This is a genomic window from Pseudomonas sp. LS-2 (genome assembly GCF_003605735.1).
Lineage (GTDB): Bacteria > Pseudomonadota > Gammaproteobacteria > Pseudomonadales > Pseudomonadaceae > Aquipseudomonas.
Map to the genome: position 1 here is coordinate 243,906 of NZ_QXTJ01000026.1, position 23,096 is coordinate 267,001.

Sequence of the window (23,096 nt, forward strand, 5' to 3'; positions counted from 1 at the left end):
ATCGAACGCAGCGGTTTTTTTATGGACGTCGAACCGAGCCCGGGTGCTCGTCCGCCTGGCCTACCATGAGCATCAACGCATCGCGCTTGGCCAGAAGGTGCTGCCGCAGAATGGCGCTCAACCGCTTGCCGTCACGAGTCTCCAGCGCCTGAATCATGTCCTCGTGATCATGCACCGCCCTGTCCCACTTCGGCGCCTGAAAATTCGAACGAAACCGCAACGCTTGAATCCGCCCGTTCAGCGCCATGTAGGTCTGGCGCAACGCCGAGTTGCGCGCCGCCCGATTGATAAGGTCGTGAATCGCCCGATTGCGCTGGTAATAGCCAGGCAGATCGTTCTGGTTCTTGCACACCACCATCGCGTAATGCAGCGCCTTGATCTCGTCCAGTTCTTCCGGGGTGATCCGTTCGCACGCCAGTTCACCGGCAAACGCCTCCAGACCGCTCATCAGTTCGAACGATTCGCGAATCTCCAATTCCGACATTCGGGCGACGCTGGCGCCGCGGTTGGGGAAGATTTCAATCAAGCCCTCGGCCGCCAAAACCTTCAACGCTTCGCGCAGCGGCGTGCGGGAAATCCCCAGGGTTTCGCACAGTTCCCGCTCGTTAAGCTTGGTCCCCGGCCCTAGCGTGCCCTCGATGATGAAACTGCGCAGGTGCTCTACCACGGTGTCATGAAGACGCTGGCGCGCCAGTTTCGGCAGTTGTTTCACGCCTTCCGTGGTCATCGAGAAATCTGAATCTTGCATACAAAACCCTCACAGTGGTGCACGGATACTAAGACAAAAATCCCGCCTTTGCGGTTCAAAAGCGCCTGTGGTTAGGTTTTTCTTCATGGATTTGACGGGACCGAACGCGCTGCTAATGTATTTTGCATTCAAAATACAAAAATAGAGGCGAACCACCATGAAGCTCGATTTCCACCCAGCCGGCCGTCACTTCCTGCAAATTCCGGGTCCCAGCCCGGTGCCGGATCGCATCTTGCGTGCGATGAGCTACCCCACCATCGACCACCGCGGCCCGGAGTTCGCCGAACTGGGACTGAAGGTTCTGGCCGGTATCAAACAGATTTTCAAAACCACCCAACCGGTGATCATCTACCCCGCTTCCGGCACGGGTGCCTGGGAAGCAGCGCTGTGCAACACGCTGAGCGCGGGTGACAAGGTGCTGATGTTCGAAACCGGTCACTTCGCCACGCTCTGGAAGAAGATGGCCGAGAGCCTGGGCATCGAACCGGAGTTTCTCGGCTTGCCAGGCATCGAAGGCTGGCGCCACGGCGTGGACGCCAGCAAGATCGAGGCGCGCCTGCGCAACGACCCGGCTCACAGCATCAAGGCGGTGTGCGTGGTGCACAACGAGACCAGCACCGGGGTCACCTCGGACATCGCCTCGGTGCGCAAGGCAATCGACGCGGCAGGTCATCCCGCGCTGTTGTTGGTGGACACCATTTCCGGCCTGGCCTCGGCGGACTATCGCCATGACGAATGGGGCGTGGACGTCACCGTTTCAGGCTCGCAGAAAGGCCTGATGCTGCCGCCGGGGATCAGCTTCAATGCGCTGTCGCCCAAAGCCATCGCCGCCAGCAAGTCTGCGCGCTTGCCCCGAAGTTTCTGGGCGTGGGACGAAATCATCGAGATGAACAAGACCGGCTACTGGCCGTACACCCCTAACACCAATCTGCTGTATGGCCTGTCCGAAGCACTGGACATGATTCTGGCCGAGGGGCTGGACAATGTCTTCGCGCGCCACAACCGCCTGGCCCAGGCCTGTCGGACAGCCGTCAACGCCTGGGGTCTGCCGATCCAGTGCGCTGATCCGTCGGTCTACAGCCCGGTGCTGACCGGCGTCATGACCCCGGATGGCGTCGACGCCGATCAGGTGCGCAAGGTCATCTACGAGCGTTTCGACATGTCGCTGGGCACCGGCCTTGGCAAGATGAAAGGCCGCATGTTCCGCATCGGCCACCTGGGCGACTGCAACGACCTGACCCTGATGGCGACCCTCGCCGGTTGCGAGATGGGGCTGCAAATGGCCGGGGTGAAGCTCAACGGCAGCGGCGTCGCGGCAGCCATGGATTTCATCGGTTCGCAGAAGGTCCCCTTCAAACGCTGAAAACCCGCTCGAGCGGCAACCCGTTCGCCGCTTGAGCCTTGCAACCTGTCACTGCTCCTGTCCTATCCCGACTCATGTGCCCACGGGCGCAAACAATAAGAAACTGGAGATAGCGTCATGAAACTGTTCCGCCTGCGCCCCACGAGCATGGTCTTGCTCATGCTTTGCGTCATGTACTTCATCACCTACCTGGACCGCGTCAACGTCAGCACCGCAGCCTCCGGATTCGGCACCGAATTCGGGCTGTCCAACACCCAGATCGGTCTGGTGTTCTCTGCCTTCGCCTATCCCTATCTGGTGTTTCAGATCATCGGTGGCTGGATCAGCGACAAGTACGGCGCGCGCCGGACCCTGATCGTCTGCGGCGCGCTGTGGGGCCTGGCGACAGTGCTCACCGGTTTCGCCGGCGGCCTGTTTTCCCTGCTCGCCGCGCGCCTGCTGCTGGGTCTGGGTGAAGGCGCAACGTTTCCTGCTGCGACGGCTGCCATGTCGCGCTGGGTGCCCAAGGAAAAACGCGGCTTCGCCCAAGGCGTCACCCACTCGGCGGCACGTATCGGCAACGCGGTGGCGCCAGCCGCGGTGGTTGCGATCATGGCCGCTTACAGCTGGCGCGCCGCGTTCTTCGTCTGTGGTGCGATCAGTCTGGTCTGGGTCGTGATGTGGGCCTTCGTGTTCACCGAGCACCCCAAGGATCACCCGAGCATCACTCAGGCCGAACTGGCCTTGCTGCCGCCGCCCAAACCGAAGCCTCCAAAAGTGCCATGGAAACCGCTGTTCAAGCGCATGTTCCCGGTAACTATCGTCTACTTCTGCTACGGCTGGACCCTTTGGCTGTTCCTGTCGTGGATTCCGCAATACTTCCTGCACAGCTACAACATGGACCTCAAGAAGTCGGCCATTTTCGCCTCGGCGGTGTTTCTGGCAGGCGTGGTTGGCGACACCCTGGGCGGTCTGGTGACTGACCGGCTACTGGTCAAGACCCAATGCCTGAAGCGCTCGCGCAGCTGGATGGTCGCGATCTGCATGTTCCTGACCCTGCTGTGCGTGATCCCGGTCATGTTCAGCCACAACGTCTACGTGTCGATGGCGTGCCTGGCGGGCGGTTTCTTCTTCGCCGAAATGACCATCGGCCCGATGTGGGCCATCCCCATGGACATCGCGCCGCAATACAGCGGTACGGCTTCGGGGATCATGAACACCGGCTCTGCGGCAGCGGCGATCCTCTCGCCGGTCGTTTCAGGCTACGTCATCGATCGATTCGGCAGCTGGGAATTGCCCTTTGTCGGCAGCGTGGTGTTGATGGCGATCGGGGTGTTTCTGGCCCTGCGCATGAAACCGCAGGATAAATTCAGCATGCCCGAAGCGCCCGCCGCCGGCGCGCTGCTGCCCGCAAGCCAGACGCCCTCTTCTGCGGTCGCGAGCAAATGAGGTTAGAGTAGCAGTGCTGGCTCCACGGTCAGACGGTCTGGACCGTGGAGCACTTTCCATTCATTTGCCTGAAGGAAGTCCCGCGTGAATCAACCGTCTCACCCAGCGAACATTGCCGAATTGATCGTCGACGCCATGCGCAACGGTCAGAAACTCACCGAGATACGTCCTGAACACGTCCCTGCCGATGCGGCCAGCGCCTACGCCTTGCAACGGGAAATCCTGCGCCTGCGCGACACCTCGGTCGGCGGCTGGAAGGTCGGCTCCAAATCCACCAGTGGCGGCCCGATCAATGGCGCACTGTTGCCCGAAGACGGCCTGTTTGCCAGCGGCAGTCAGCTGGAATGCGTTGACTACCCCTCGCCGATTCTGGAACTGGAAATCGCCTTCCGCCTGAACCGCGAATTCGCCCCACGGGATCAGCCCTATTCGGATGAAGAAGTGCTGAACAGCATCGGTTCCATGGGCGCGACCATCGAAGTGGTGTCCAGCCGCTTTGCCGCCTGGCCGAAGATCGAACCCCTGTTGGCGCTGGGTGATCTGCTGAACCACGGCGCACTGATCGTTGGCGAGTTCGTGCCCTATGACGCCAGTTTCCCCTTCCTTGAACCTGCGCTGACCTTCACCTATGCCGATGAAGACATCGTACCGGGCGACGGCGCGAACCCGGCCGGTGATCCGCGCCGGCTTTTGCCTTGGCTGGTCAATCACCACACGCAGAATGGCCTGAGCGTGACGCCGGATCTTGTGATCACTACCGGTTCCTACACCGGGATGTATCAGACCAAGGGGCCAGGCGTTGCGTTGGGTGAGATTCGTGGGTTGCCACCGATTTCGGTGGAGTTGATCTGACGCCCACCTTCGATGGCAAGAACGCCCGCCGTAGCCGCACGGCTTGCCGGCGGTAGCGTTTTCAACGACGCCACCGCCGGCAAGCCGCGCCGCTACAGGCTACGATCCTTGTCTCAACAACATGTTTGCAGGACGCACTAGTCCTGCTTCCAGTACCCCGGCCGGTTGTACACCTCTTTCAGGAACGCGATGAAAAACCGCACCTTCGCCGGCAGGTAATGCTGCTGCGGGTAAACGCCCTGAATGTCGTAACTCGGTAACGCAAAGTCATCGAGCACCGTCACCAGTGTGCCCTTCTCGACTTCGTTCTGGATTTCCCACGTCGAACGCCAGCTCAGCCCCAGACCGCGCTTGGCCCAGTCGTACAACAGCTCGCCATCGTTGCAATACAGATTGCCCGCGACCTTGATCGCCACTTGCTTGCCGTCGCGCAGGAAGGTCCAGCCGCGGTGCTGACCGCCCTGAAGGTTGAACGACAGGCAGTTGTGCTCGGCCAGGTCCTCGAGGGTCTGCGGAAAGCCATGCTCGGCGAAATACTGCGGTGAGCCACAGACCACCCGTTTGTTGGCGTAGAGCCTGATCGCCACGTAATTGGGGTCCAGCACTTCGCCGATGCGAATGCTCATGTCGTAGCCTTCGCGCACCAGGTCCACCACATTGTCGGTGAGGTTGAACGACAGCTGCAAATCCGGAAATCGCGCCTGAAATTCCGGGGCATGGGGCGCCACATGCTGCCGGCCGAATCCCGCTGGCGCCGACACGACCAGATGGCCGCGCACGCTGCTTTCGTTCTCGCTGATGCTGGCGTCCAGTTCCTCGAACGACTGCAACACCAGCTTGGCGTTTTCCAGATACGAATCACCGGCATCGGTCAGGGTCAGGCCGCGTGTCGAGCGGTGAATCAGCTTCACCCCCAGTCGATCCTCCAGCGCGCTGAGTCGCCTTCCCATGATCACGGGCGTCACGCCTTCTACCAATGCCGCTGCCGCAAAGCTGCCATGGGTGGCGACCAGGACGTAGCTGCGCACTTCTGTGTAACGGTCCATTCGATACTCCTGATACCGACAGAACTGCCAAAAGCAGCCATTCACAAACACTTCAATTCAAATCAGGCTGCTTACGTAGAAAAACAATAAAGCTACGTACAAAAACTATCGAGTTGAGGAGACTAACAAATGACCATCATGAGAGCCATCGAAGCCGCCGTTCTGGTGATGCGTCGCGAAGGGGTGGATACCGCGTTCGGTATTCCCGGCGCTGCGATCAACCCGCTGTACGCCGCATTCAAGAAACTCGGCGGCATCGATCACGTGCTGGCGCGCCACGTCGAAGGCGCCTCGCACATGGCCGAGGGTTATACCCGCGCCATCGCCGGCAATATCGGTGTGTGCATCGGTACGTCCGGCCCTGCCGGGACCGACATGATCACCGGCCTCTACTCCGCCTCCGCCGACTCGATCCCGATCCTGTGCATCACCGGTCAAGCCCCACGTGCCCGCATGCACAAGGAAGACTTCCAGGCCGTCGACATCGCCAGCATCGCGGCACCGGTCGCCAAGTGGGCCACCACCGTCATGGAACCGGGCCAGGTGCCGTACGTGTTCCAGAAGGCCTTTCAGTTGATGCGCAGCGGACGTCCGGGCCCTGTATTGATCGACCTGCCGTTCGACGTACAGATGGCGGAAATCGAATTCGACATCGACGCCTACGAACCGCTGCCGGTGATCAAACCACAGGCCAGCCGCAATCAGATCGAAAAAGCCCTGGCGATGCTTAACGCCTCCGAGCGCCCGCTGATCGTGGCCGGTGGCGGCATCATCAACGCTGACGCGTCGGACGCCTTGGTGGAGTTCGCCGAGCTGACCGGTATTCCGGTGATCCCGACCCTGATGGGCTGGGGCACGATTCCCGATGATCACCCGCAGATGGCCGGCATGGTCGGTCTGCAGACCTCCCACCGTTACGGCAACGCCACCCTGCTCGAATCGGACTTGGTGCTGGGCATCGGCAACCGCTGGGCCAACCGCCACACCGGCACCGTTTCGGTGTACAGCGAAGGCCGCAAGTTCATCCACGTTGACATCGAACCGACGCAGATCGGTCGTGTGCTGACGCCGGATCTGGGTATCGTTTCCGACGCAGGCGCAGCGTTGGCGATGTTCCTCGAAGTGGCCCGTGAATGGCACACCGCTGGCAAGCTGAAGGACCGCCGTCAGTGGCTCGCCAGTTGCCAGGAACGCAAGCGCACGATGCAGCGCAAGACGCACTACGACAACATTCCGGTCAAGCCGCAACGTGTCTACGAAGAGATGAACCAGTACTTCGGCAAAGATACCTGCTACATCAGCACCATCGGCCTGTCGCAGATCGCCGGCGCGCAGTTCCTTCACGTGTACAAGCCGCGTCACTGGATCAACTGCGGCCAGGCCGGCCCTCTGGGCTGGACCATTCCGGCAGCGCTGGGCGTTGCGAAGGCTGATCCGAGCCGCAAGGTCGTTGCGCTGTCCGGCGACTACGACTTCCAGTTCATGATCGAAGAACTGGCCGTGGGCGCGCAGTTCAAGCTGCCATATATCCACGTCGTGGTGAACAACTCATACCTGGGGCTGATCCGTCAGGCGCAGCGAAACTTCGACATCGATTACTGCGTGCAGTTGGCGTTCGACAACATCAACGCACCGGAGCTGGAAGGCTATGGCGTGGACCACATCGCGGTCGCCGAAGGTCTGGGCTGCAAGGCGATCCGGGTTACCGACCCGGCGCACATTCAGGCGGCTTTCGCAGAAGCGTCGAGCCTGATGCAGCAGTACAGCGTGCCGGTGGTTGTCGAGATCATCCTGGAGCGCGTGACCAACATCGCCATGGGCACCGAGATCAACGCGATCAATGAATTCGAATCGTTGGCCGAACACCGCGACGACGCCCCGACCGCCATCAGCCTGCTGGATTGATCAGCGTCCATTAACAAGAGCGAGCACAAGGAGCCCACCATGCCACGCTTATGCGCCAACCTGTCGATGCTCTTCACTGAGCTGGACTTTCTGCAACGCTTCGAAGCCGCCGCGAACGCGGGCTTCAGCGGTGTCGAGTACCTGTTTCCCTACGATTTCAGCTCGGCCCAGATCAAGGCCGAACTGGACGCCAACGGTCTGACCCAGGTGCTGTTCAACTTGCCCGCTGGCGATTGGGCCAAGGGTGAGCGCGGGATTGCCTGCCACCCGGATCGGGTCGAGGAATTCTACGCCGGGGTCGATCTGGCCATTGCCTACGCCAAGGTGCTGGGCAATACCCAGGTCAATTGCCTGGCCGGGATCAAGCCACAGGGGTTCGACGATGCGCTGATCGAAAAGACCTTCGTCGACAACCTCAAATACGCCGCCGACCGGTTGCAGGCTCAGGGCATCGATCTGGTCATGGAGATGATCAATACGATCGACATCCCCGGTTTCTACCTGAACACCACGGCTCAGGCCCTCGACATCCGCGAGAAAGTCGGCAGTCGCAATCTGTCGCTGCAGTACGACATCTATCACATGCAGATCATGGAAGGGGACCTCGCCCGGACCCTCGAGAAGAATCTGCCGGTGATTCGTCATGTGCAGTTGGCGGACAACCCCGGGCGCCACGAACCGGGGACCGGAGAGATCAATTACGGCTTCCTGTTCGGGCATCTGGACAAGCTGGGTTATCGCGGCTGGGTCGGCTGTGAGTACAAGCCGCTGACCACCACCGAAGCGGGCCTTGGCTGGCTGAAAACCCATAACCTGATCTGAACGCAAACCTGATCTGAACGTAATACCTGTAGGAGCGCGCTTGCCCGCGATTGCGGTGAGTCAGCAGACACATCAAGCACAGGCGTATCCCCACCGCGGGCAAGCGCGCTCCTGCAAAAACCATTTCTGCGTCGAGGCCAGAATCGCTCTCGGCGCCCGATATCGAATAGAGGAAAATCTCATGGCTAACATCGGTTTCATCGGCACCGGCATCATGGGCCTGCCAATGGCGGAAAACCTGCAGAAAGCAGGTCACCAGTTGTTCCTGTCCAGGCACTTCGTGGCACCACCGGCCTCGCTGGTCGAGGGCGGCGCGACAGTCTTGAGCAATCCGCGTGAAGTGGCGCAGGAAGCCGAATTCATCATCGTCATGCTGCCCGACACCCCCCAGGTCAACGACGTGCTGTTCGGCGAGAACGGCCTGAGCGAAGGCACTGGCGCTGGCAAGGTGGTGATCGACATGAGCTCAATCTCCCCGTCCGCGACCAAGGCATTCGCCGAGAAAATAAACGCCACCGGCGCGCAGTACCTCGACGCACCCGTATCGGGCGGCGAAGTGGGCGCCAAGGCCGCGACCCTGAGCATCATGGTCGGCGGCAATCAGGGGACCTTCGACCGCGCCCTGCCGCTGTTTCAGACCATGGGCAAGAACATCACCCTGGTCGGTGGCAACGGCGATGGCCAGACCGCGAAAGTCGCCAACCAGATCATCGTTGCCCTTAACATTCAGGCCGTGGCAGAAGCCCTGCTGTTCGCCTCCAAGAACGGCGCCGACCCGGCCAAGGTGCGTGAAGCGCTGATGGGCGGATTTGCTTCATCGAAGATTCTCGAGGTCCACGGCGAGCGGATGATCAAAGGTACGTTCAATCCAGGCTTCCGCATCTCCTTGCACCAGAAGGACCTCAACCTGGCGCTCGAAGGCGCGAAGGAGCTGAGCCTGAACCTGCCCAATACCGCCAACGCACAACAAGTGTTCAGCACCTGCGCAGCGCTGGGCGGCAGCGGATGGGATCACTCAGGACTGATCAAAGGCCTTGAGCACATGTCGAACTTCTCGATTCGTGGCGATCACACGCCGGATTGATTTCCATCAGGCATGAAAAAGCCAGGCCCCTTTCGGGAAGCCTGGCTTTTTTTCACCACGAATAAACGATCAGAACACGTTGATCGGGTAATCAGCGATCAGACGAAGTTCGTTGTTATCGCCTTCAGCCTGATCGGCATTGGCCCGGTGGAACGACTGGCGCATGCGCAGCGACAAGTTCTTGACCGGACCGGACTGGACGACGTACTTGGCTTCGATGTCCGTTTCGTGGTGTTTACCGTCGTCACCATACCCATAGTTGACATAGGTGCTGTTAGACGGCATGTGCGAACCGTCGATATCGTCACCGGTGATATAACGCGCCATGAAACTAAGCCCCGGCACGCCGTAACTTGCCATGTTCAGGTCGTAACGCGCCTGCCACGATTTTTCGCCCGGACCGTTGAAGTCGGAGTATTGAACCGAGTTCGCCAGGAAGATCGAGTCGGCGGTATCGCCAGGGCCGTTAATACCAAAGGCCACGTAGTCGAAGGGGGTATCGCCATGCACTTTCTGGTACGACAGGCTGAGGGTGTGCGCGGTCAGGAATGAATACGCTGCGGCCAGCGACCAGGTGGTGTTGTTGATATCACCGGCCTTCGCAGAACCGGCATCCACGGTGCGATAGATATTGAAGTCGAAATTGACCGATTGATCGTCTGTAATCGCTTGGGTGAAGTTGAGGTTGCCATAGTACTGATCCCAGACATCCTTGAGGTTGGAGCCGTACAGGCTGGCCGTCAGGTTGTCGTTGAAGCTGTACTTGCCACCGGCGTAGTCGATGCTCGACGCCGTGACACCGGCATAGGAGGCGTAAATGTCATGGTCATGGTTGGTGGTGACCGGTCCGTTACCGCCGGTAAAGTGACCACCATCGAGCTCAAGCCCGGCGATGTCGCTGCTCAACAGGTTGAAACCGGTTGCGGTCTGGGGAAACAGACGCGAACCACCGGCTGCGAATACCGGCGCGGTCGGCTGCAGATCGCCGTAACGCAGTTCAGTCTTGGAAATGCGCATCTTGATGGCGCCGCCCGCGGTGCCGTATTCGTCTTCCGGTTCACCGTGGCGGTCTACCGGAAGGTTACCGGTGCCGGCCGTGCCTGCGCCGCCGTCGAGCTTGATGCCCCAGTAACCGTAGGCATCGACACCGAAGCCGACCGTGCCCTGGGTGAAGCCGGAGCTGAAGTTGCCCAGTACGCCCTGGGTCCAGTCCTTGCGGTCGCCGCCGCCATTCTTGCCGTCCCGATTGAAGTAATAGTTCTTGAGGTGGACGGTAAGGCTGCTGTCCTCTACAAAACCTTTGGATTCCGATTGGTCACTGACAACCCCTGCCGCTGCCAGTTGACTCACGCCCAGCGAAACCGCGAGCGTCACGAGGTTCCATTTCACAAACGTCATTATTATCCCCTGTCTCAATTAAGGCCCAACGTTCCGCAAACCCCGATATACGGGGCATCCTCCTGAGTTCAGGCGAAGTATGAAACGGTGGAATTCGCGCTATGGCAGATGGGCTAAATACATCAATTCCGTCATTGATATCCACGGCAAAACTACAGGCTTTCAGCCCGTTTCGTTATTGTCCTTGCGGCAACGCAATGCGTTGCACAGTTGTCCAGCGTGCTCCCTGGACCGAAAAACTTTTAGCACTTTTCCGCCCGACGGTTCCTAAACGAGTCGTGATAGTCACTATCGATCTTCGTAATAGTTGAAATCTTCCATCGGGTGTTACCGTTGTCGGCGATGAAGAACACGACTCAACTGTCTGGTGAATCCGCAGCATCAGGCAATCGAATCTTGCTCCACTTCATCATTCCTTTGGTAAGACTTTTTAGCCACCTCACGTCAGTGCGGTGGCTTTTTTTATTAAATAATTAGTTAAACAAGTTTCACTGTCCGGTTAATAGCAGGCACTCGGCGATTCCATCATGTAATCGCACCACAGGTTTTGCAGAATCAGGCAAGTTTTTCGCAAAAGCCTGCAATTCGCTCACAGGCCTGGACCAGTTTCTCCTCGCCCAAGGTGAACGACAGTCGCACGAACCCCTGGGCCGGCTCTCCAAACGCCGCCGCATCGAGCACTGAAACACCGGTTTCGCGATACAGCCGCCAGGCAAAATCGAGCGATGTGAGACCCGTGCCCCGCACATCGACCAGCACGAACATCCCTGCATCGGGCCTGAGCACCCGGATACCGGGGCATTCGCTTAACTTTGCGACGACCAGATCACAGCGCCGGCGATAGATGTCGCGCATGCCCTGCGTGACCTCGTCATGAGCCAGCACGGCCGCCAGAGCCCCTTCCATGACGAAGCCGGGCAAGCCATACAACATGCTCAATGACAGGTTCTCTGCATGGCCGATCAAGTCGGCATTCCCCACCAGCCAGCCCATGCGCCAACCGGTCATCGCGTGGGACTTGGACAGACTCCCGACCACCACGCAGCGGGTCTCCATACCCGGCAGGCTCGCCAGGCTCTGGTGCTCACGTTCGTAGCACAGGCTCTCGTAGACCTCGTCCACCACCACCCAGAGGTCGTGGGCAATCGCCAGATCGGCGATGACCTGGAGTTCGTCGCGGTTCAGGACCACACCCGTCGGGTTGTTCGGGTTGGACAGAAAAATCGCGCGGGTGCGCTCGGTGATGGCGCTTTGAAGGTTCGCAGCGTTCAAGCGAAAGCCTGAATCGGCATCGCAGGTGGCGCGCACCACCGTAGCGCCGGAGGCCTTGAGCGTCGCTTCGTACGTGACGTACATCGGGTCGAGGACGACCACTTCATCGCCCGCCTGCAACAGGCACAAGGATGCGACGAACAAAGCGTTTTGCGCCCCTGCCACCGCAATGACGTTGTCCATCGCTACCGGGCGGCCGAGTTTTGCCGAATACCGCGCCGCAATCGCCTGACGCAATTTTGGCCGGCCGGGAAGGTCGGCATAGTGCGTATCGCCGCCTCGCAGCGCAGCCACGGCCGCGTCGGTGATGAACCCGGGTGTCGCGAAATCCGGATCGCCGATACTCAGAATGATCACATCCTGACCCTCGCGCTGGGCATCGAATGCAGCGTGATGAATGTCCCATGCGGCAACGCCGTGTCCGGAAATCCGTTGTACGAAGGGAGAAAAACGCATGCCAGAACCTCTTGTGATGAACGAAGGATGACCCGTATCCGGCGCCTGCACCCAAGCGCCTGAAAATGACGTTGCGACCTACCGAATAAGTTTTCCAGCCGGGGTGTTCTTCAGTCAGCACGCTTAGCGAGCGCTGAGCGATAGTACGACCCCGGCCGGGAAAAGGCTTGCCGGTATAACCGAGAGATTCGCTCATGGGCTGGAGTCCGAGCCCGCTTTCTGGTCTAGTAGCGCTCGAATTTATCGGAATCGGCATGTATCGATTCCTGCCATGAACTGAACGTTGCTGCTAAAAGCACAGCCAAAGGTGCCCTTAGATGTCTGCCCCCCGCGTAAAGCTCGCCCTCTCCTGCCTGTCCCTGCTCGCCGCCCTGACCACCACAGCCGTTTTCGCCCATGCCCATCTTGAAAGCCAGTTGCCCGCCGCGGACAGCGAAGTGACCACGCCCAAGGAATTGCGCCTGACCTTTTCCGAAGGCGTCGAAGAGAAATTCACAAAAGTCGCCATCAGCCTCGACGGGCCTGGCACCGGCACTGAAATCATTCAGACCCAGAGTGTCTCTACCGACCCTGCCGACAAAAAAGTGCTGATCGTGATCCCTGCCGTGCCACTTGCGCCAGGCAAGTACAAGGTTGAATGGCATGCGGTGTCGGTGGACACGCACAAAAGCGAAGGTGTTTATCGCTTTCTGGTGACGCCATAACCTCATGCAAGACGGATTGATCCTGTGCCGATTCGTGCATTTTGCGGCAGTGTTGCTGCTGTTCGGCGTCGGCGTTTTCCGTCAGGTTCTGTTCGCCCGGTGGCTGCACGCCTTCGAGGCCAGCCCCGGGCGGGGCAGTCTTGAGCGTGCGCTGGGCGCGCTGACGGCGATTGCATTGATCAGCGCAACGGGCTGGCTGATGCTGACCGCCGCGAACATGGCGGACGATTGGCGCGACGCCATCGATCCACAGACGATCTCTCTGCTGCTGAGCCAGACCTTCTTCGGGCGGGTCTGGATCATCCATCTGCTGCTCAACCTCACCGCACTGCTGCTGGCGTGGCGCTGGGGGGCATTGGCGCCTCGCGCCGCGCTGCTGCTCAACACCCTGTTGCTGCTGACCCTGGCCCCCGTCGGGCACGGCGCCATGTACGACGGCACTCAGGGGCAGTTGCTCATTCTCAATCAGATGCTGCACTTGCTGGGCACCGGTACCTGGCTCGGCGGGCTGTTGATGCTCGGGATGCTGCTTACGTGCGCCACGGTCGACGTGCGCAGCGTGCTGTCGCGATTCAGCGGGATCGGTTACGCACTGGTTGCAGTCATTATCGTCACCGGCATGATCAACGTGCGTGCTCTCAGTGGCGCGCTCTGGCCCGCACCTGCGCTGTCCGGATTCGGCCTGGTGCTGGCGGTCAAATTGCTGATGGTGCTGTGCATGTTGCTGCTCGCGGCGGTGAACCGCAGTCTCGCCCGGCAACCACAGTTGCGCTTGTCGGCATTGCGCGCCAGCGTCCTGCTTGAAGGTGTCTTCGGCGCGGCTGCGCTGGCTGCGGTGTCACTGCTGGGCACGTTGCCGCCGATGCTTGTGTGAAGCAGCATGTCTGAAGCAGGTTGTTTGAAGCGGCTTGTCTGAGCATCTTTGCTCGCAAATGCCGGTTCGAATTTGATCGCAAGACTCGGAGTTTGAAACACCCCATTACCCACTAACCTTTGGCACATCAGGGTTTCTCAGAGGTACCGACCATGGGCCGCAGCAAATCCCCGACGTCCAGACAGCGCACCGAGCAGGATCCTCGATGGGCCGCCGTCCTGGCCCGCGATCCCGCTGCCGACGGTCAGTTCGTGTATGCCGCCCGCACGACTGGCATCTATTGCCGGCCCAGTAGCGTGTCCCGCTTGCCAAGGCCGGAAAACGTGCTGTTCTTCGACAACGCTGCTGCAGCGCAAGCGGCCGGTTATCGCCCGAGTAAACGCGCGGCGACCGACCAGACGCACCTTGCCGAACAGTACGCGGCGCGCGTCGAACGCGCCTGCCGGCACATCGTCGACGCCGAGCAGCCGCCCAGCCTGAGTGAACTGTCGGCGCAGGCACACATGAGTCCGTGGCACTTTCACCGCGTGTTCAAATCCGTCACCGGCCTGACCCCCAAAGCCTGGGCCAGCGCGCACCGAGCGGGTCGGGTGCGAAGTCGGCTGACAGACACCGGCACCGTCACCGAAGCCATGTATGACGCAGGTTTCAACTCCAACAGTCGGTTCTACGAGAGCAGCGACAGGCTGCTGGGGATGAAGCCCTCGGATTACCGCAAAGGCGGCACCAACGCTGCCATACGTTTTGCCGTGGGTGAGTGCTTTCTGGGCTCGATTCTGGTTGCGCAAAGCCAGCGCGGGGTCTGCGCCATTCTGCTGGGCGACGACCCGGATCAACTGGTCAAGGACCTGCAGGACCAGTTCCACAAGGCGACGCTGATTGGCGGCGATGAACCGTTCGAGCGCCTGGTCGCCCAGGTCATCGGATTCATCGAAGCACCGGGGCTGGGCCTGGACCTGCCGCTGGACCTGCAAGGCACGGCCTTCCAGCAACGGGTCTGGCAGGCACTGGCAACGATTCCTCCGGGTGCCACAGTCAGCTATGCCGAGATCGCGCAACGCATCGGCGCGCCCACATCCTTTCGCGCCGTGGCACAAGCTTGCGGCGCCAATAGCCTCGCGGTTGCCATTCCCTGCCATCGGGTGGTGCGCAGCGATGGCGGTCTTTCGGGGTATCGCTGGGGGGCCGAGCGCAAGCGCAAATTGCTCGATCACGAAGCCCAGGCAAATGTCTGTAACAGCTTGGCGCTTGAGAAACGGTGACAGGGGCGTAACGTCCGGTGCTTCTGGAAGTCCGACTGAAGGAGCATGGAAGTGTCCGCCATTTCTCACGCATCACACCACGAAGCCGCCCCCGCCTTCTGGCTGATCGCCGATCAGCTTCACACCCGCAACGAAACCGAACGACTGGCCTACATCCGCCTGGGATTTCCTCCGGGGTGGGTCAAGATCGTGCGCGGCGCCTTTCAACTCAGCAACAGCCAGCTTGAAACCCTGCTCAGTGCCTCGGTGTCTACGCTGGAGCGTCGTCAACGGCAGCAGCGGCCGCTGGATCTGGTGGGTTCCGAACGCCTGGATCGCGTCGCCACCCTCGCCGTCCGCGCGGCGGAGGTGTTCGAGGACCAGCAAGTCGCCCAACGCTGGATGATGACGCCCAATCGCGCGCTCAACGACCAGACGCCCCTGGCCCTGTGCGTCACCGAAATCGGCGCCAGCCAGGTGCGTCGGGCGCTGGCGGCACTGCAGCATGGTGGCGTGCTCTGATGCTTGCCTGGCGAATCGCCAAGCCTGGAGACATCGACGATCTGTCCGGGGCGGGTGCTGCACTGTTCGGCGGGCGCTGGAATCATCCCGAGCGGTTTGCGCTGTACCTGGGCCTGAGCCCGGCCGGTTGCGCGCTGGATCCGTTCATCCTCGCCGGCCACGTACCGCGCCTGCCGCTGAAGCTCATGACGCTGCGACTGCCCGACGATCCGGGTCTGTACCTGGAACCGTGCCGGGCTGAACTGCCAACCGGCTGGGATGCGCTGCCAGCGGACAGTCCCGGTATGGACTTCGGCAGTCGCTGGCTCGATCGAGGGGAGCAACTGGGCCTGATCCTGCCTTCTGTGGCAATGGAACAGGCCCGGTGCCTGTTGATCAACCCCGCGCACCCTGCGTTCAACCGGATCGAGGTGGTGCAGGTCGAGGACTTCAGTCTCGGCAGATCCGCTGCCGTTCAACGCTGAGTGTCGACCACCACCCTGCCGCGCACCTGACCTTCCATCAGGCGGTGGGCGGTGTCGATTGCCTCGCTCAAGCCGATCTCATGGGTGATCAGTGCCAGCTTCTGTTGATCCAGATCGCTCGCCAGTCGCGCCCAGGCATCGATGCGGTCCTGACGCGGACGCATGACGCTGTCGATGCCGGCCAGGGTGACACCCCGCAGAATGAACGGGGCCACCGACGCAGGAAAGTCCATGCCCTGAGCCAGTCCGCACGCCGCCACGGTGCCCCAGTAACGCATGCTGGCGCAGACGTTCGCCAGGGTGTGGCTGCCCACTGAGTCAATCGCCCCGGCCCAGCGTTCCTTGGCCAACGGGCGACCGGGCTCGGACAGCGTGGCGCGGTCGATGATCTGCGCTGCCCCCAGTTGCATGAGGTAATCGCTTTCTGCTGCCCGGCCAGTGGAGGCCACGACGCGATAGCCGAGTTTCGCCAGAATCGCGATGGAAAAACTGCCGACGCCACCGTTGGCCCCGGTCACCAGTACCTCGCCCTTGTCCGGCGTCACGCCGTTTTTCTCCAGCGCCATGACCGCCAGCATCGCCGTGTAGCCCGCTGTGCCGATCGCCATGGCCTGAGAGGCGGTAAACGCTTCGGGCAGCGGTATCAGCCATTTGCCATGCAGGCGTGCCACCTGCGCCAGACCGCCCCAATGCCCTTCGCCAACACCCCAGCCATTGAGCAGCACCTGATCGCCCGGTTTGAAGTCCGGGTTGCTGCTCTGCGCCACGGTGCCCGCCAGGTCCACCCCCGGCACCATCGGAAACGAGCGCACGATCGGGCCTTTATTGGTGATGGCCAACGCGTCCTTGTAGTTCAGGGTGCTATGGGACACCCGCACCGTGACGTCGCCTTCAGGCAGCTGCGCTTCATCGATGGCGGTCAGCCGAACGTGATATCCCGTGTCATCTTTGTCGATCAAAATGCCGTTGAACATGCGTCGCCTCCGATATAGACCAATCGTCTATAAATGAAGCCGGGAAATCAGCGCGGCAGGCCGCGCAGAAATCCGGCGATGAATGTGTTGAGGGGGCCATCACCTTGCACCAGTCGGGCACGCAACACCGCGCCCTCCCAGCCAATCCAGAAGTAAGCCGCCAGTTCGTTGCTATCGGCGTGACGTGGCAGCTCGCCCGCGTCCTTGGCCGCGTCGAAACACGCGCACAAGCGGCGTTGCCAGTCGAGAAAGGTGCTTTCCAGCGCGTCGCGAAACCCTGCCGGCAGGACACTGACTTCCTGCCCCATGTTGCCGACCAGGCAACCGCGGCGGTAGTCATGGCGGGCCATGCTGACCTTGGAATGCTGAACGAAACCCGCCAGACGCTCCAGCGGTGACAGCGACTCATCGAGCAGCCAGCGATCCAGACGCCGGGCAAAATACCCCGCGTAGCTGGCCAGCACCGCAAGGCCAAAGGCTTCCTTGCTGGCGAAATAATGATAGAAGGAGCCTTTGGGCACCCCGACGCGTTTGAGAATGCCGTCGATGCCCGTGGCCATGAAGCCCTGTTCGGTCAGTAGCTCCACGCCGCAACGGATCAACGCTTCGCGGGTATCGAAGTCATCGGGGCGGGCGATTTTCGGCGGGCGGCCGGGGCGTCTGGGTTTTGAAGTCATGTCGTTCATGGGGTTGCATATTAGACTGAGCGTCTATTAAATCAACCGTATCTTTTTGCAATGACTGAAATTCAGCTTTTGAGGTGCGTGCCACACCTGCGCACCCGCCTTTCATTCATTGTCTACTGCCTTTGGAGAACTGCCCATGATCGCCTGGCCCGACACCCGACTCCTCAAGCTGTTCGACATCGAGGTGCCCATCCTTCTCGCGCCGATGGCTGGCGCCGCCGGTTCGGCAATGGCCATCGCGGTAGGCAAGGCTGGCGGCCTGGCGTCCCTGCCCTGCGCCATGCTCAGTCACGATCAGATTCGCGAAGAAGTCGGCCTGATCCGGGCTGCCGTCCGCGCGCCGTTGAATCTCAACTTCTTCTGCCATCAGACACCTGAGGCCAATCCGGAGGCCGACAAGGCCTGGAAGGACCTGCTGCAACCCTACTATCAGGAACTGGGCGCCGACTTCGATGCACCGACGCCCGTGTCCAATCGCGCACCGTTCGACGAGGCCAGTTGTGCCTTGGTCGAGGAACTGAAACCCCAAGTGGTCAGCTTCCACTTCGGCCTGCCATTCGCCGACTTGGTCGCACGGGTGAAGGCCACCGGCGCGAAGGTCATTTCCTCGGCGACCACGGTAGACGAAGCGATCTGGCTGGAACGAGGTGGCTGTGACGCGATCATCGCCATGGGCTACGAAGCGGGCGGACATCGCGGCATGTTTCTCAGCGATCAGCTCCATACCCAAGTGGGGACACTGGCGCTGGTGCCGCAGATCGCCGACGCCGTCAGCGTTCCGGTCATCGCCGCAGGCGGCATAGCAGACAGCCGCGGGATGGCTGCCGCTTTCATGCTGGGCGCATCGGCGGTGCAACTGGGCACGGCCTACCTGTTCTCTCCAGAAGCCAAAACCACCCAGCTGCACCAGGCCGCGTTGCGTGAAGGCAAAGACAGCGAAACCGCACTGACCAACCTGTTCACCGGTCGCCCGGCGCGCGGTCTGGTCAATCGCATCATGCGCGAGATCGGCCCGGTCAACGCCAGTGCGCCTGCGTTCCCCACCGCAGGCGGTGCACTGGTGCCGTTGCGAGCCAAGGCTGAACCGCAGGGGGACTCCGGTTTCATGAACCTCTGGGCCGGTCAGGCCGTGGGCATCAAACACCGGTTGCCCGCCGAAGAATGGACGCGCCAACTGGCCATCCAGACCCTGGAGAAACTGGCCGGCATCCAGCACTGATCGGACGCACCGCCTGTGCGACACAACATCAGGCTTCCTTGAGGGGGTGACTCGCTATATATTCTGGTGCATAGCGTGTGGCCGGTATCCGGCTCGCGCCTGTCATCACCTCATAAAGACACCATGGAGCCGTTTCATGCGCGCTACGCCCCTTCTCGTTACCCTGAAATCCCTGACGATCGCTGTCGCCGCCCTCTCGGCCGGCAGTGCATTGGCCGACGAAGTCCAGGTGGCTGTCGCCGCCAACTTCACCGCACCGATTCAGGCCATCGCCAGGGATTTCGAAAAGGACACCGGGCACAAGCTGGTCGCTTCGTTCGGCGCGACGGGGCAGTTCTACACCCAGATCAAGAATGGCGCGCCATTCGAAGTGTTCCTTGCCGCCGATGAGACCACCCCGGCCAAGCTTGAGAGCGAGAACGAAACGGTCAAAGGCTCGCGCTTCACCTACGCCGTTGGCACCCTGGCGCTGTGGTCGGCCAAGGAAGGCTACGTCGATGACAAGGGCCAGGTGCTCAAAGGGAACCAGTATCAACACCTCTCCATCGCCAATCCGAAAGCTGCGCCCTACGGCCTGGCAGCCACGCAAACACTCGACAAACTGGGCCTGACCGACGCCACCAAAGCCAGGATCGTCGAGGGTCAGAGCATCGCTCAGGCGTACCAGTTCGTGCAGACCGGCAACGCCGAGCTGGGTTTTGTCGCGCTGTCCCAGGTGTTCAAGGATGGCAAGCAGACGAGTGGCTCGGCGTGGATCGTTCCGGCCGATCTGCATGAACCGATCAAGCAGGACGCGGTGATCCTCAACAAAGGCAAGGACAATCCGGCGGCCAAAGCGCTGATGGAATACCTCAAGGGGCCGAAAGCGGCAGCCGTGATCAAATCCTACGGGTATGAGCTGTAAATGGCGCTGGACAGTGCCGACCTCGCAGCGATCTGGCTGACGCTGAAACTGGCGTCGTTGACCACGGTGATCCTGCTGATCGTCGGCACGCCCATCGCCCTCTGGCTGGCACGCACCCGCTCCTGGCTCAAGGGGCCGGTGGGCGCGGTGGTGGCATTGCCGCTGGTATTGCCACCAACCGTCATCGGCTTCTACCTCTTGCTCTTGATGGGACCCAACGGTGCACTCGGCCAACTCACCCAGAGCCTGGGGCTGGGCACCCTGACGTTCAGCTTCACCGGGCTTGTGATCGGCTCGGTGCTCTATTCCATGCCGTTCGTGGTTCAGCCGCTGCAAAACGCCTTCGTGGCAATCGGCCCGCGCCCGCTGGAAGTGGCGGCCACGTTACGCGCCAATCCGTGGGACACCTTCTTCTCAGTGGTGCTGCCGCTGGCGCGTCCCGGCTTCATTACCGGCGCCATCCTGGGGTTTGCCCACACGGTCGGCGAGTTCGGCGTGGTGCTGATGATCGGCGGCAACATCCCCGAGAAAACCCGCCTGGTGTCGACGCAGATCTACAACCACGTCGAGTCCATGGAATACGCCCAGGCCCACTGGCTGGCCGGGGCGATGCTGGTATTCTCCTTTCTGGTTCTGTTGGCGCTCTACTCCAGCGGCAAGACCAAAGCGGCCTGGAGCTGACTGAACCATGACCTCATCGATTGACGTTCGCCTGAACGTGGACTTCCCCAACTTTTCCGTGAATGTCGACCTGTCGCTGCCGGGGCGCGGCGTCTCTGCGTTGTACGGCCACTCCGGTTCCGGCAAGACCACCTGCTTGCGCTGCATCGCCGGACTGGAAAAGGCATCGAACGCGCTGATTCGCATCAACGGTGAAGTCTGGCAGGACAGCGCCAACGGGATTTTTCTCGCCCCCCACAAGCGCTCGCTTGGCTACGTGTTTCAGGAAGCCAGTCTGTTCCCCCACCTCACGGTCAAGGCCAATCTGGAATTCGGGCTTAGGCGCATTTCTGCCAAAGACCGTCGCGTGCAGTTCGATCAAGCCACCACGCTGCTGGGCATCGATCACCTGCTGCAGCGCCAGCCGGATAAACTCTCGGGCGGCGAACGCCAGCGCGTCGGCATCGCCCGCGCCCTGTTGACCAGCCCTCGACTGTTACTGCTCGACGAACCGCTCGCGGCGCTGGACACCCGCCGCAAGAGCGAAATCCTGCCGTATCTGGAACGTCTGCATGACGAACTCGAGATCCCCATGCTCTACGTCAGCCACGCTCAGGATGAAGTCGCACGCCTGGCCGATCATCTGGTGTTGCTCAGCGACGGCAAAGCGCTGGCGAGCGGACCGATCGGCGAGACGTTGGCGCGGCTGGACCTGCCGTTGGCAATGGGCGATGACGCGGGCGTGGTGATAGAAGGCTCGGTGAGCGCGTTTGATGCCGCCTACCATCTGGTCACGGTGCGCCTGCCCCGGAGCGACCTGTGCATTCGCGTCGCCCACTCGCCGCTGGAACCGGGCAAACCGCTGCGCTTCAAGGTTCAGGCCCGCGACGTCAGCCTCAATCTGGCGCCGGAGGATCAGAGTAGCATCCTCAATCGGCTGCCCGTCACCGTCGTCGAAGAAGTGCCCGCCGACAACGCCGCCCACGTCCTCGTACGCCTGGACGCCCAAGGCACGCCATTGTTGGCGCGAATCACCCGTTACTCGCGGGATCAGCTGAACCTGCATCCGGGCCAGCGGCTGTGGGCACAGATCAAATCGGTGGCGCTGCTCGCGTGAGTCCGCCATGCGCGGTGGCGCAACCGGGTGAGCAAGCGATTGAGTAAATAGTCGGCACGACTGCGAGGTGCAACGGTCAATCCAAAGACCAGCACTCAGGATTGCCGCTTATGCCGGACACCACTCTCAGCGAGGACCTGCCAAAGGACCTGCATTACGTCGATGACAGCCAGCCCGGCTTCACGCGCAAGATCTTGCGCGGCAAATTCGCCTACTTCGACACGCAAGGCGAGCGCATTCGTGACGAGGCCGAGATCAAACGCATCAACGCGCTGGTCATTCCCCCGGCCTACACCGATGTGTGGATTTGCGCCGACCCGAAAGGCCATTTGCAAGCGACGGGAAGAGACGCCCGAGGCCGAAAGCAGTATCGCTACCACCCGCGCTGGCGGGAGATTCGCGACGAGAACAAATACTCGCGAATGATCGCCTTCGGCATGGCATTGCCCAAGGTGCGAAAACAGCTCGAAGCGCAACTGGCGACGCCAGGCATGGGCCGGGAAAAAGTCATGGCGGCCGTGGTGTCGCTGCTTGACCAGACCTTGATCCGCATCGGCAACAGCCAGTACGCGCGGGACAATCGCTCCTATGGGCTGACCACCCTGCGCAATAAGCATGTCGACGTGCACGGCAGCAAGATTCTCTTCCAGTTTCGCGGCAAGAGCGGCGTCGAACACCAGGTCAGCGTCACAGACCGGCGCCTGGCAAATATCATCAAGCGCTGCATGGAACTGCCCGGCCAAAACCTGTTCCAGTATCTGGACGAAGAGGGCAAACGCCACACAGTCAGCTCATCGGACATCAATCACTACCTGCACGACCTGACTGGCGCTGACTTCACCGCCAAGGATTACCGCACCTGGGCTGGCAGCGCGATGGCCTTGGCCACCCTGCGCAAGCTGGACTGGGAACCGCAGGCAGACGCCAAAAAGCACATCGTCACGATGGTCAAAGAGGTGGCCCGCCTGCTGGGCAACACCCCCGCCGTCTGCCGCAAATGCTACATCCACCCCGCCGTGCTGGAAGCCTTCCTCATCGGCGAACTGGCTAAACTGCCACGCTCGCGCCAACGCAAGGGGCTGCGGCTCGAAGAAGCAGCGCTTGCGGGGTTTCTGCGGGGCTTGCAGGCAGCCGAAGCGTTATGTGAAACCACAGGAGAAAAACCATGAAATCAGCCCACACGCCCGGCGAGAAAATCAATGACCCGGACGCCAGACCCGCCGACGTCGCCGATGATCGCGAGCGCACCGATGAAACGCGCAAGGAAGAGCCGTTGACCGGTGGCGAACACGATGACGCCGGACACACCCCCAAAGTCCCCGATGCCGGCTAAGCTCCGGTCATCGCCATCTGTCCA

Annotated in this window: 22 protein-coding genes and 1 pseudogene; 17 read left to right on the forward strand and 6 right to left on the reverse strand. The window is 61.1% G+C overall.

What is annotated here, in order from left to right; all coding sequences use genetic code 11:
* Positions 1 to 19: 19 nt before the first annotated feature.
* The gene (locus D3M70_RS15905; protein WP_120126678.1) at positions 20 to 748 is read right to left on the reverse strand and encodes a GntR family transcriptional regulator; all 729 of its coding nucleotides are present in this window, start codon (positions 746 to 748) and stop codon (positions 20 to 22) included.
* 157 nt (positions 749 to 905) lie between these two features.
* Between D3M70_RS15905 and D3M70_RS15910 the strand changes: the two genes are divergently transcribed.
* The 3 genes from D3M70_RS15910 (at position 906) to D3M70_RS15920 (ending at position 4,391) form a co-directional block, all read left to right on the forward strand.
* Positions 906 to 2,111 (forward strand): alanine--glyoxylate aminotransferase family protein, encoded by a 1,206-nt coding sequence (locus D3M70_RS15910; protein WP_120126679.1) that lies wholly within the window; start codon positions 906 to 908, stop codon positions 2,109 to 2,111.
* Positions 2,112 to 2,228: 117 nt separating this feature from the next.
* Positions 2,229 to 3,539 carry an MFS transporter gene (locus tag D3M70_RS15915; RefSeq protein WP_120126680.1) on the forward strand — a complete coding sequence of 437 codons (1,311 nt, stop codon included), beginning with the start codon at positions 2,229 to 2,231 and terminating at the stop codon, positions 3,537 to 3,539.
* An 84-nt stretch (positions 3,540 to 3,623) separates the two neighbouring features.
* A complete protein-coding gene (locus D3M70_RS15920; protein WP_120126681.1) occupies positions 3,624 to 4,391 on the forward strand; it encodes a 2-keto-4-pentenoate hydratase in 768 nt (255 codons plus the stop codon).
* Positions 4,392 to 4,528: 137 nt separating this feature from the next.
* On the opposite strand, the gene D3M70_RS15925 is transcribed toward D3M70_RS15920, so the two are convergent.
* Entirely contained in the window at positions 4,529 to 5,437 is a 909-nt protein-coding gene (locus D3M70_RS15925; protein ID WP_120126682.1) for a LysR family transcriptional regulator, read from the reverse strand.
* A gap of 129 nt (positions 5,438 to 5,566) precedes the next feature.
* On the opposite strand from D3M70_RS15925, the gene gcl reads away from it, so the two are divergent.
* The 3 genes from gcl to D3M70_RS15940 all read left to right on the forward strand — a co-directional run bounded on the left by gcl (position 5,567) and on the right by D3M70_RS15940 (position 9,248).
* Positions 5,567 to 7,342 carry a glyoxylate carboligase gene (gene gcl, locus D3M70_RS15930; protein ID WP_120126683.1) on the forward strand — a complete coding sequence of 592 codons (1,776 nt, stop codon included), beginning with the start codon at positions 5,567 to 5,569 and terminating at the stop codon, positions 7,340 to 7,342.
* 39 nt (positions 7,343 to 7,381) lie between these two features.
* Entirely contained in the window at positions 7,382 to 8,164 is a 783-nt protein-coding gene (gene hyi, locus D3M70_RS15935; RefSeq protein WP_120126684.1) for a hydroxypyruvate isomerase, read from the forward strand.
* A 181-nt stretch (positions 8,165 to 8,345) separates the two neighbouring features.
* Positions 8,346 to 9,248 (forward strand): 2-hydroxy-3-oxopropionate reductase, encoded by a 903-nt coding sequence (locus D3M70_RS15940; protein WP_120126685.1) that lies wholly within the window; start codon positions 8,346 to 8,348, stop codon positions 9,246 to 9,248.
* 69 nt (positions 9,249 to 9,317) lie between these two features.
* On the opposite strand, the gene D3M70_RS15945 is transcribed toward D3M70_RS15940, so the two are convergent.
* A complete protein-coding gene (locus D3M70_RS15945; protein ID WP_120126686.1) occupies positions 9,318 to 10,646 on the reverse strand; it encodes an OprD family porin in 1,329 nt (442 codons plus the stop codon).
* A gap of 561 nt (positions 10,647 to 11,207) precedes the next feature.
* A pseudogene (locus D3M70_RS15950) lies at positions 11,208 to 12,374 on the reverse strand (pyridoxal phosphate-dependent aminotransferase); the annotation flags it as partial.
* A 317-nt stretch (positions 12,375 to 12,691) separates the two neighbouring features.
* Here D3M70_RS15950 and copC point away from each other — a divergent pair.
* The 5 genes from copC (at position 12,692) to D3M70_RS15975 (ending at position 16,179) form a co-directional block, all read left to right on the forward strand.
* Entirely contained in the window at positions 12,692 to 13,078 is a 387-nt protein-coding gene (gene copC, locus D3M70_RS15955) for a copper homeostasis periplasmic binding protein CopC (protein WP_120126688.1), read from the forward strand.
* A gap of 4 nt (positions 13,079 to 13,082) precedes the next feature.
* Complete coding sequence (copD, locus tag D3M70_RS15960; protein WP_120126689.1) at positions 13,083 to 13,952, forward strand: copper homeostasis membrane protein CopD; 870 nt, start codon at positions 13,083 to 13,085, stop codon at positions 13,950 to 13,952.
* A 152-nt stretch (positions 13,953 to 14,104) separates the two neighbouring features.
* Positions 14,105 to 15,214: a bifunctional DNA-binding transcriptional regulator/O6-methylguanine-DNA methyltransferase Ada gene (gene ada, locus D3M70_RS15965; RefSeq protein ID WP_120126690.1), complete on the forward strand. Its 1,110-nt coding sequence runs from the start codon at positions 14,105 to 14,107 to the stop codon at positions 15,212 to 15,214.
* Between the two features lie 51 nt (positions 15,215 to 15,265).
* Positions 15,266 to 15,715 (forward strand): antitoxin Xre/MbcA/ParS toxin-binding domain-containing protein, encoded by a 450-nt coding sequence (locus tag D3M70_RS15970; protein WP_256659868.1) that lies wholly within the window; start codon positions 15,266 to 15,268, stop codon positions 15,713 to 15,715.
* A complete protein-coding gene (locus tag D3M70_RS15975; RefSeq protein WP_120126692.1) occupies positions 15,715 to 16,179 on the forward strand; it encodes an RES family NAD+ phosphorylase in 465 nt (154 codons plus the stop codon). The genes D3M70_RS15970 and D3M70_RS15975 overlap by 1 nt, the downstream gene beginning before the upstream one ends.
* On the opposite strand, the gene D3M70_RS15980 is transcribed toward D3M70_RS15975, so the two are convergent.
* Both D3M70_RS15980 and D3M70_RS15985 read right to left on the reverse strand, forming a co-directional pair.
* A complete protein-coding gene (locus tag D3M70_RS15980; protein ID WP_120126693.1) occupies positions 16,170 to 17,153 on the reverse strand; it encodes an MDR family oxidoreductase in 984 nt (327 codons plus the stop codon). The genes D3M70_RS15975 and D3M70_RS15980 overlap by 10 nt on opposite strands.
* A gap of 47 nt (positions 17,154 to 17,200) precedes the next feature.
* The gene (locus D3M70_RS15985) at positions 17,201 to 17,839 is read right to left on the reverse strand and encodes a TetR/AcrR family transcriptional regulator (protein WP_120126694.1); all 639 of its coding nucleotides are present in this window, start codon (positions 17,837 to 17,839) and stop codon (positions 17,201 to 17,203) included.
* 136 nt (positions 17,840 to 17,975) lie between these two features.
* Here D3M70_RS15985 and D3M70_RS15990 point away from each other — a divergent pair, with 136 nt between their 5' ends.
* The 6 genes from D3M70_RS15990 to D3M70_RS32000 all read left to right on the forward strand — a co-directional run bounded on the left by D3M70_RS15990 (position 17,976) and on the right by D3M70_RS32000 (position 23,072).
* Positions 17,976 to 19,058, forward strand: coding sequence for a nitronate monooxygenase family protein (locus D3M70_RS15990; RefSeq protein ID WP_120126695.1), 1,083 nt, complete (start codon positions 17,976 to 17,978; stop codon positions 19,056 to 19,058).
* 136 nt (positions 19,059 to 19,194) lie between these two features.
* Positions 19,195 to 19,962, forward strand: coding sequence for a molybdate ABC transporter substrate-binding protein (gene modA / locus D3M70_RS15995; RefSeq protein WP_120126696.1), 768 nt, complete (start codon positions 19,195 to 19,197; stop codon positions 19,960 to 19,962).
* A complete protein-coding gene (modB, locus tag D3M70_RS16000) occupies positions 19,963 to 20,643 on the forward strand; it encodes a molybdate ABC transporter permease subunit (RefSeq protein WP_120126697.1) in 681 nt (226 codons plus the stop codon).
* A 7-nt stretch (positions 20,644 to 20,650) separates the two neighbouring features.
* A complete protein-coding gene (gene modC / locus D3M70_RS16005) occupies positions 20,651 to 21,739 on the forward strand; it encodes a molybdenum ABC transporter ATP-binding protein (RefSeq protein WP_120126698.1) in 1,089 nt (362 codons plus the stop codon).
* A 110-nt stretch (positions 21,740 to 21,849) separates the two neighbouring features.
* A complete protein-coding gene (locus tag D3M70_RS16010) occupies positions 21,850 to 22,908 on the forward strand; it encodes a DNA topoisomerase IB (protein ID WP_120126699.1) in 1,059 nt (352 codons plus the stop codon).
* Positions 22,905 to 23,072 (forward strand): hypothetical protein, encoded by a 168-nt coding sequence (locus D3M70_RS32000; RefSeq protein ID WP_165869815.1) that lies wholly within the window; start codon positions 22,905 to 22,907, stop codon positions 23,070 to 23,072. The genes D3M70_RS16010 and D3M70_RS32000 overlap by 4 nt, the downstream gene beginning before the upstream one ends.
* The last annotated feature ends 24 nt before the right edge of the window (positions 23,073 to 23,096 follow it).

Excerpts from the sequence above, each read along its gene's own strand:
- D3M70_RS16010 (WP_120126699.1), top strand. The coding sequence starts at position 21,850 with ATGCCGGACACCACTCTCAGCGAGGACCTGCCAAAGGACCTGCATTAC.
- D3M70_RS15940 (WP_120126685.1), top strand. The coding sequence starts at position 8,346 with ATGGCTAACATCGGTTTCATCGGCACCGGCATCATGGGCCTGCCAATG.
- D3M70_RS15925 (WP_120126682.1), bottom strand. The coding sequence starts at position 5,437 with ATGGACCGTTACACAGAAGTGCGCAGCTACGTCCTGGTCGCCACCCAT.
- D3M70_RS15905 (WP_120126678.1), bottom strand. The coding sequence starts at position 748 with ATGCAAGATTCAGATTTCTCGATGACCACGGAAGGCGTGAAACAACTG.
- gcl (WP_120126683.1), top strand. The coding sequence starts at position 5,567 with ATGACCATCATGAGAGCCATCGAAGCCGCCGTTCTGGTGATGCGTCGC.
- D3M70_RS32000 (WP_165869815.1), top strand. The coding sequence starts at position 22,905 with ATGAAATCAGCCCACACGCCCGGCGAGAAAATCAATGACCCGGACGCC.
- D3M70_RS15910 (WP_120126679.1), top strand. The coding sequence starts at position 906 with ATGAAGCTCGATTTCCACCCAGCCGGCCGTCACTTCCTGCAAATTCCG.
- modB (WP_120126697.1), top strand. The coding sequence starts at position 19,963 with ATGGCGCTGGACAGTGCCGACCTCGCAGCGATCTGGCTGACGCTGAAA.
- hyi (WP_120126684.1), top strand. The coding sequence starts at position 7,382 with ATGCCACGCTTATGCGCCAACCTGTCGATGCTCTTCACTGAGCTGGAC.
- ada (WP_120126690.1), top strand. The coding sequence starts at position 14,105 with ATGGGCCGCAGCAAATCCCCGACGTCCAGACAGCGCACCGAGCAGGAT.
- D3M70_RS15915 (WP_120126680.1), top strand. The coding sequence starts at position 2,229 with ATGAAACTGTTCCGCCTGCGCCCCACGAGCATGGTCTTGCTCATGCTT.
- modC (WP_120126698.1), top strand. The coding sequence starts at position 20,651 with ATGACCTCATCGATTGACGTTCGCCTGAACGTGGACTTCCCCAACTTT.
- D3M70_RS15945 (WP_120126686.1), bottom strand. The coding sequence starts at position 10,646 with ATGACGTTTGTGAAATGGAACCTCGTGACGCTCGCGGTTTCGCTGGGC.
- copD (WP_120126689.1), top strand. The coding sequence starts at position 13,083 with ATGCAAGACGGATTGATCCTGTGCCGATTCGTGCATTTTGCGGCAGTG.
- D3M70_RS15975 (WP_120126692.1), top strand. The coding sequence starts at position 15,715 with ATGCTTGCCTGGCGAATCGCCAAGCCTGGAGACATCGACGATCTGTCC.
- modA (WP_120126696.1), top strand. The coding sequence starts at position 19,195 with ATGCGCGCTACGCCCCTTCTCGTTACCCTGAAATCCCTGACGATCGCT.
- D3M70_RS15985 (WP_120126694.1), bottom strand. The coding sequence starts at position 17,839 with ATGAACGACATGACTTCAAAACCCAGACGCCCCGGCCGCCCGCCGAAA.
- D3M70_RS15980 (WP_120126693.1), bottom strand. The coding sequence starts at position 17,153 with ATGTTCAACGGCATTTTGATCGACAAAGATGACACGGGATATCACGTT.
- copC (WP_120126688.1), top strand. The coding sequence starts at position 12,692 with ATGTCTGCCCCCCGCGTAAAGCTCGCCCTCTCCTGCCTGTCCCTGCTC.
- D3M70_RS15990 (WP_120126695.1), top strand. The coding sequence starts at position 17,976 with ATGATCGCCTGGCCCGACACCCGACTCCTCAAGCTGTTCGACATCGAG.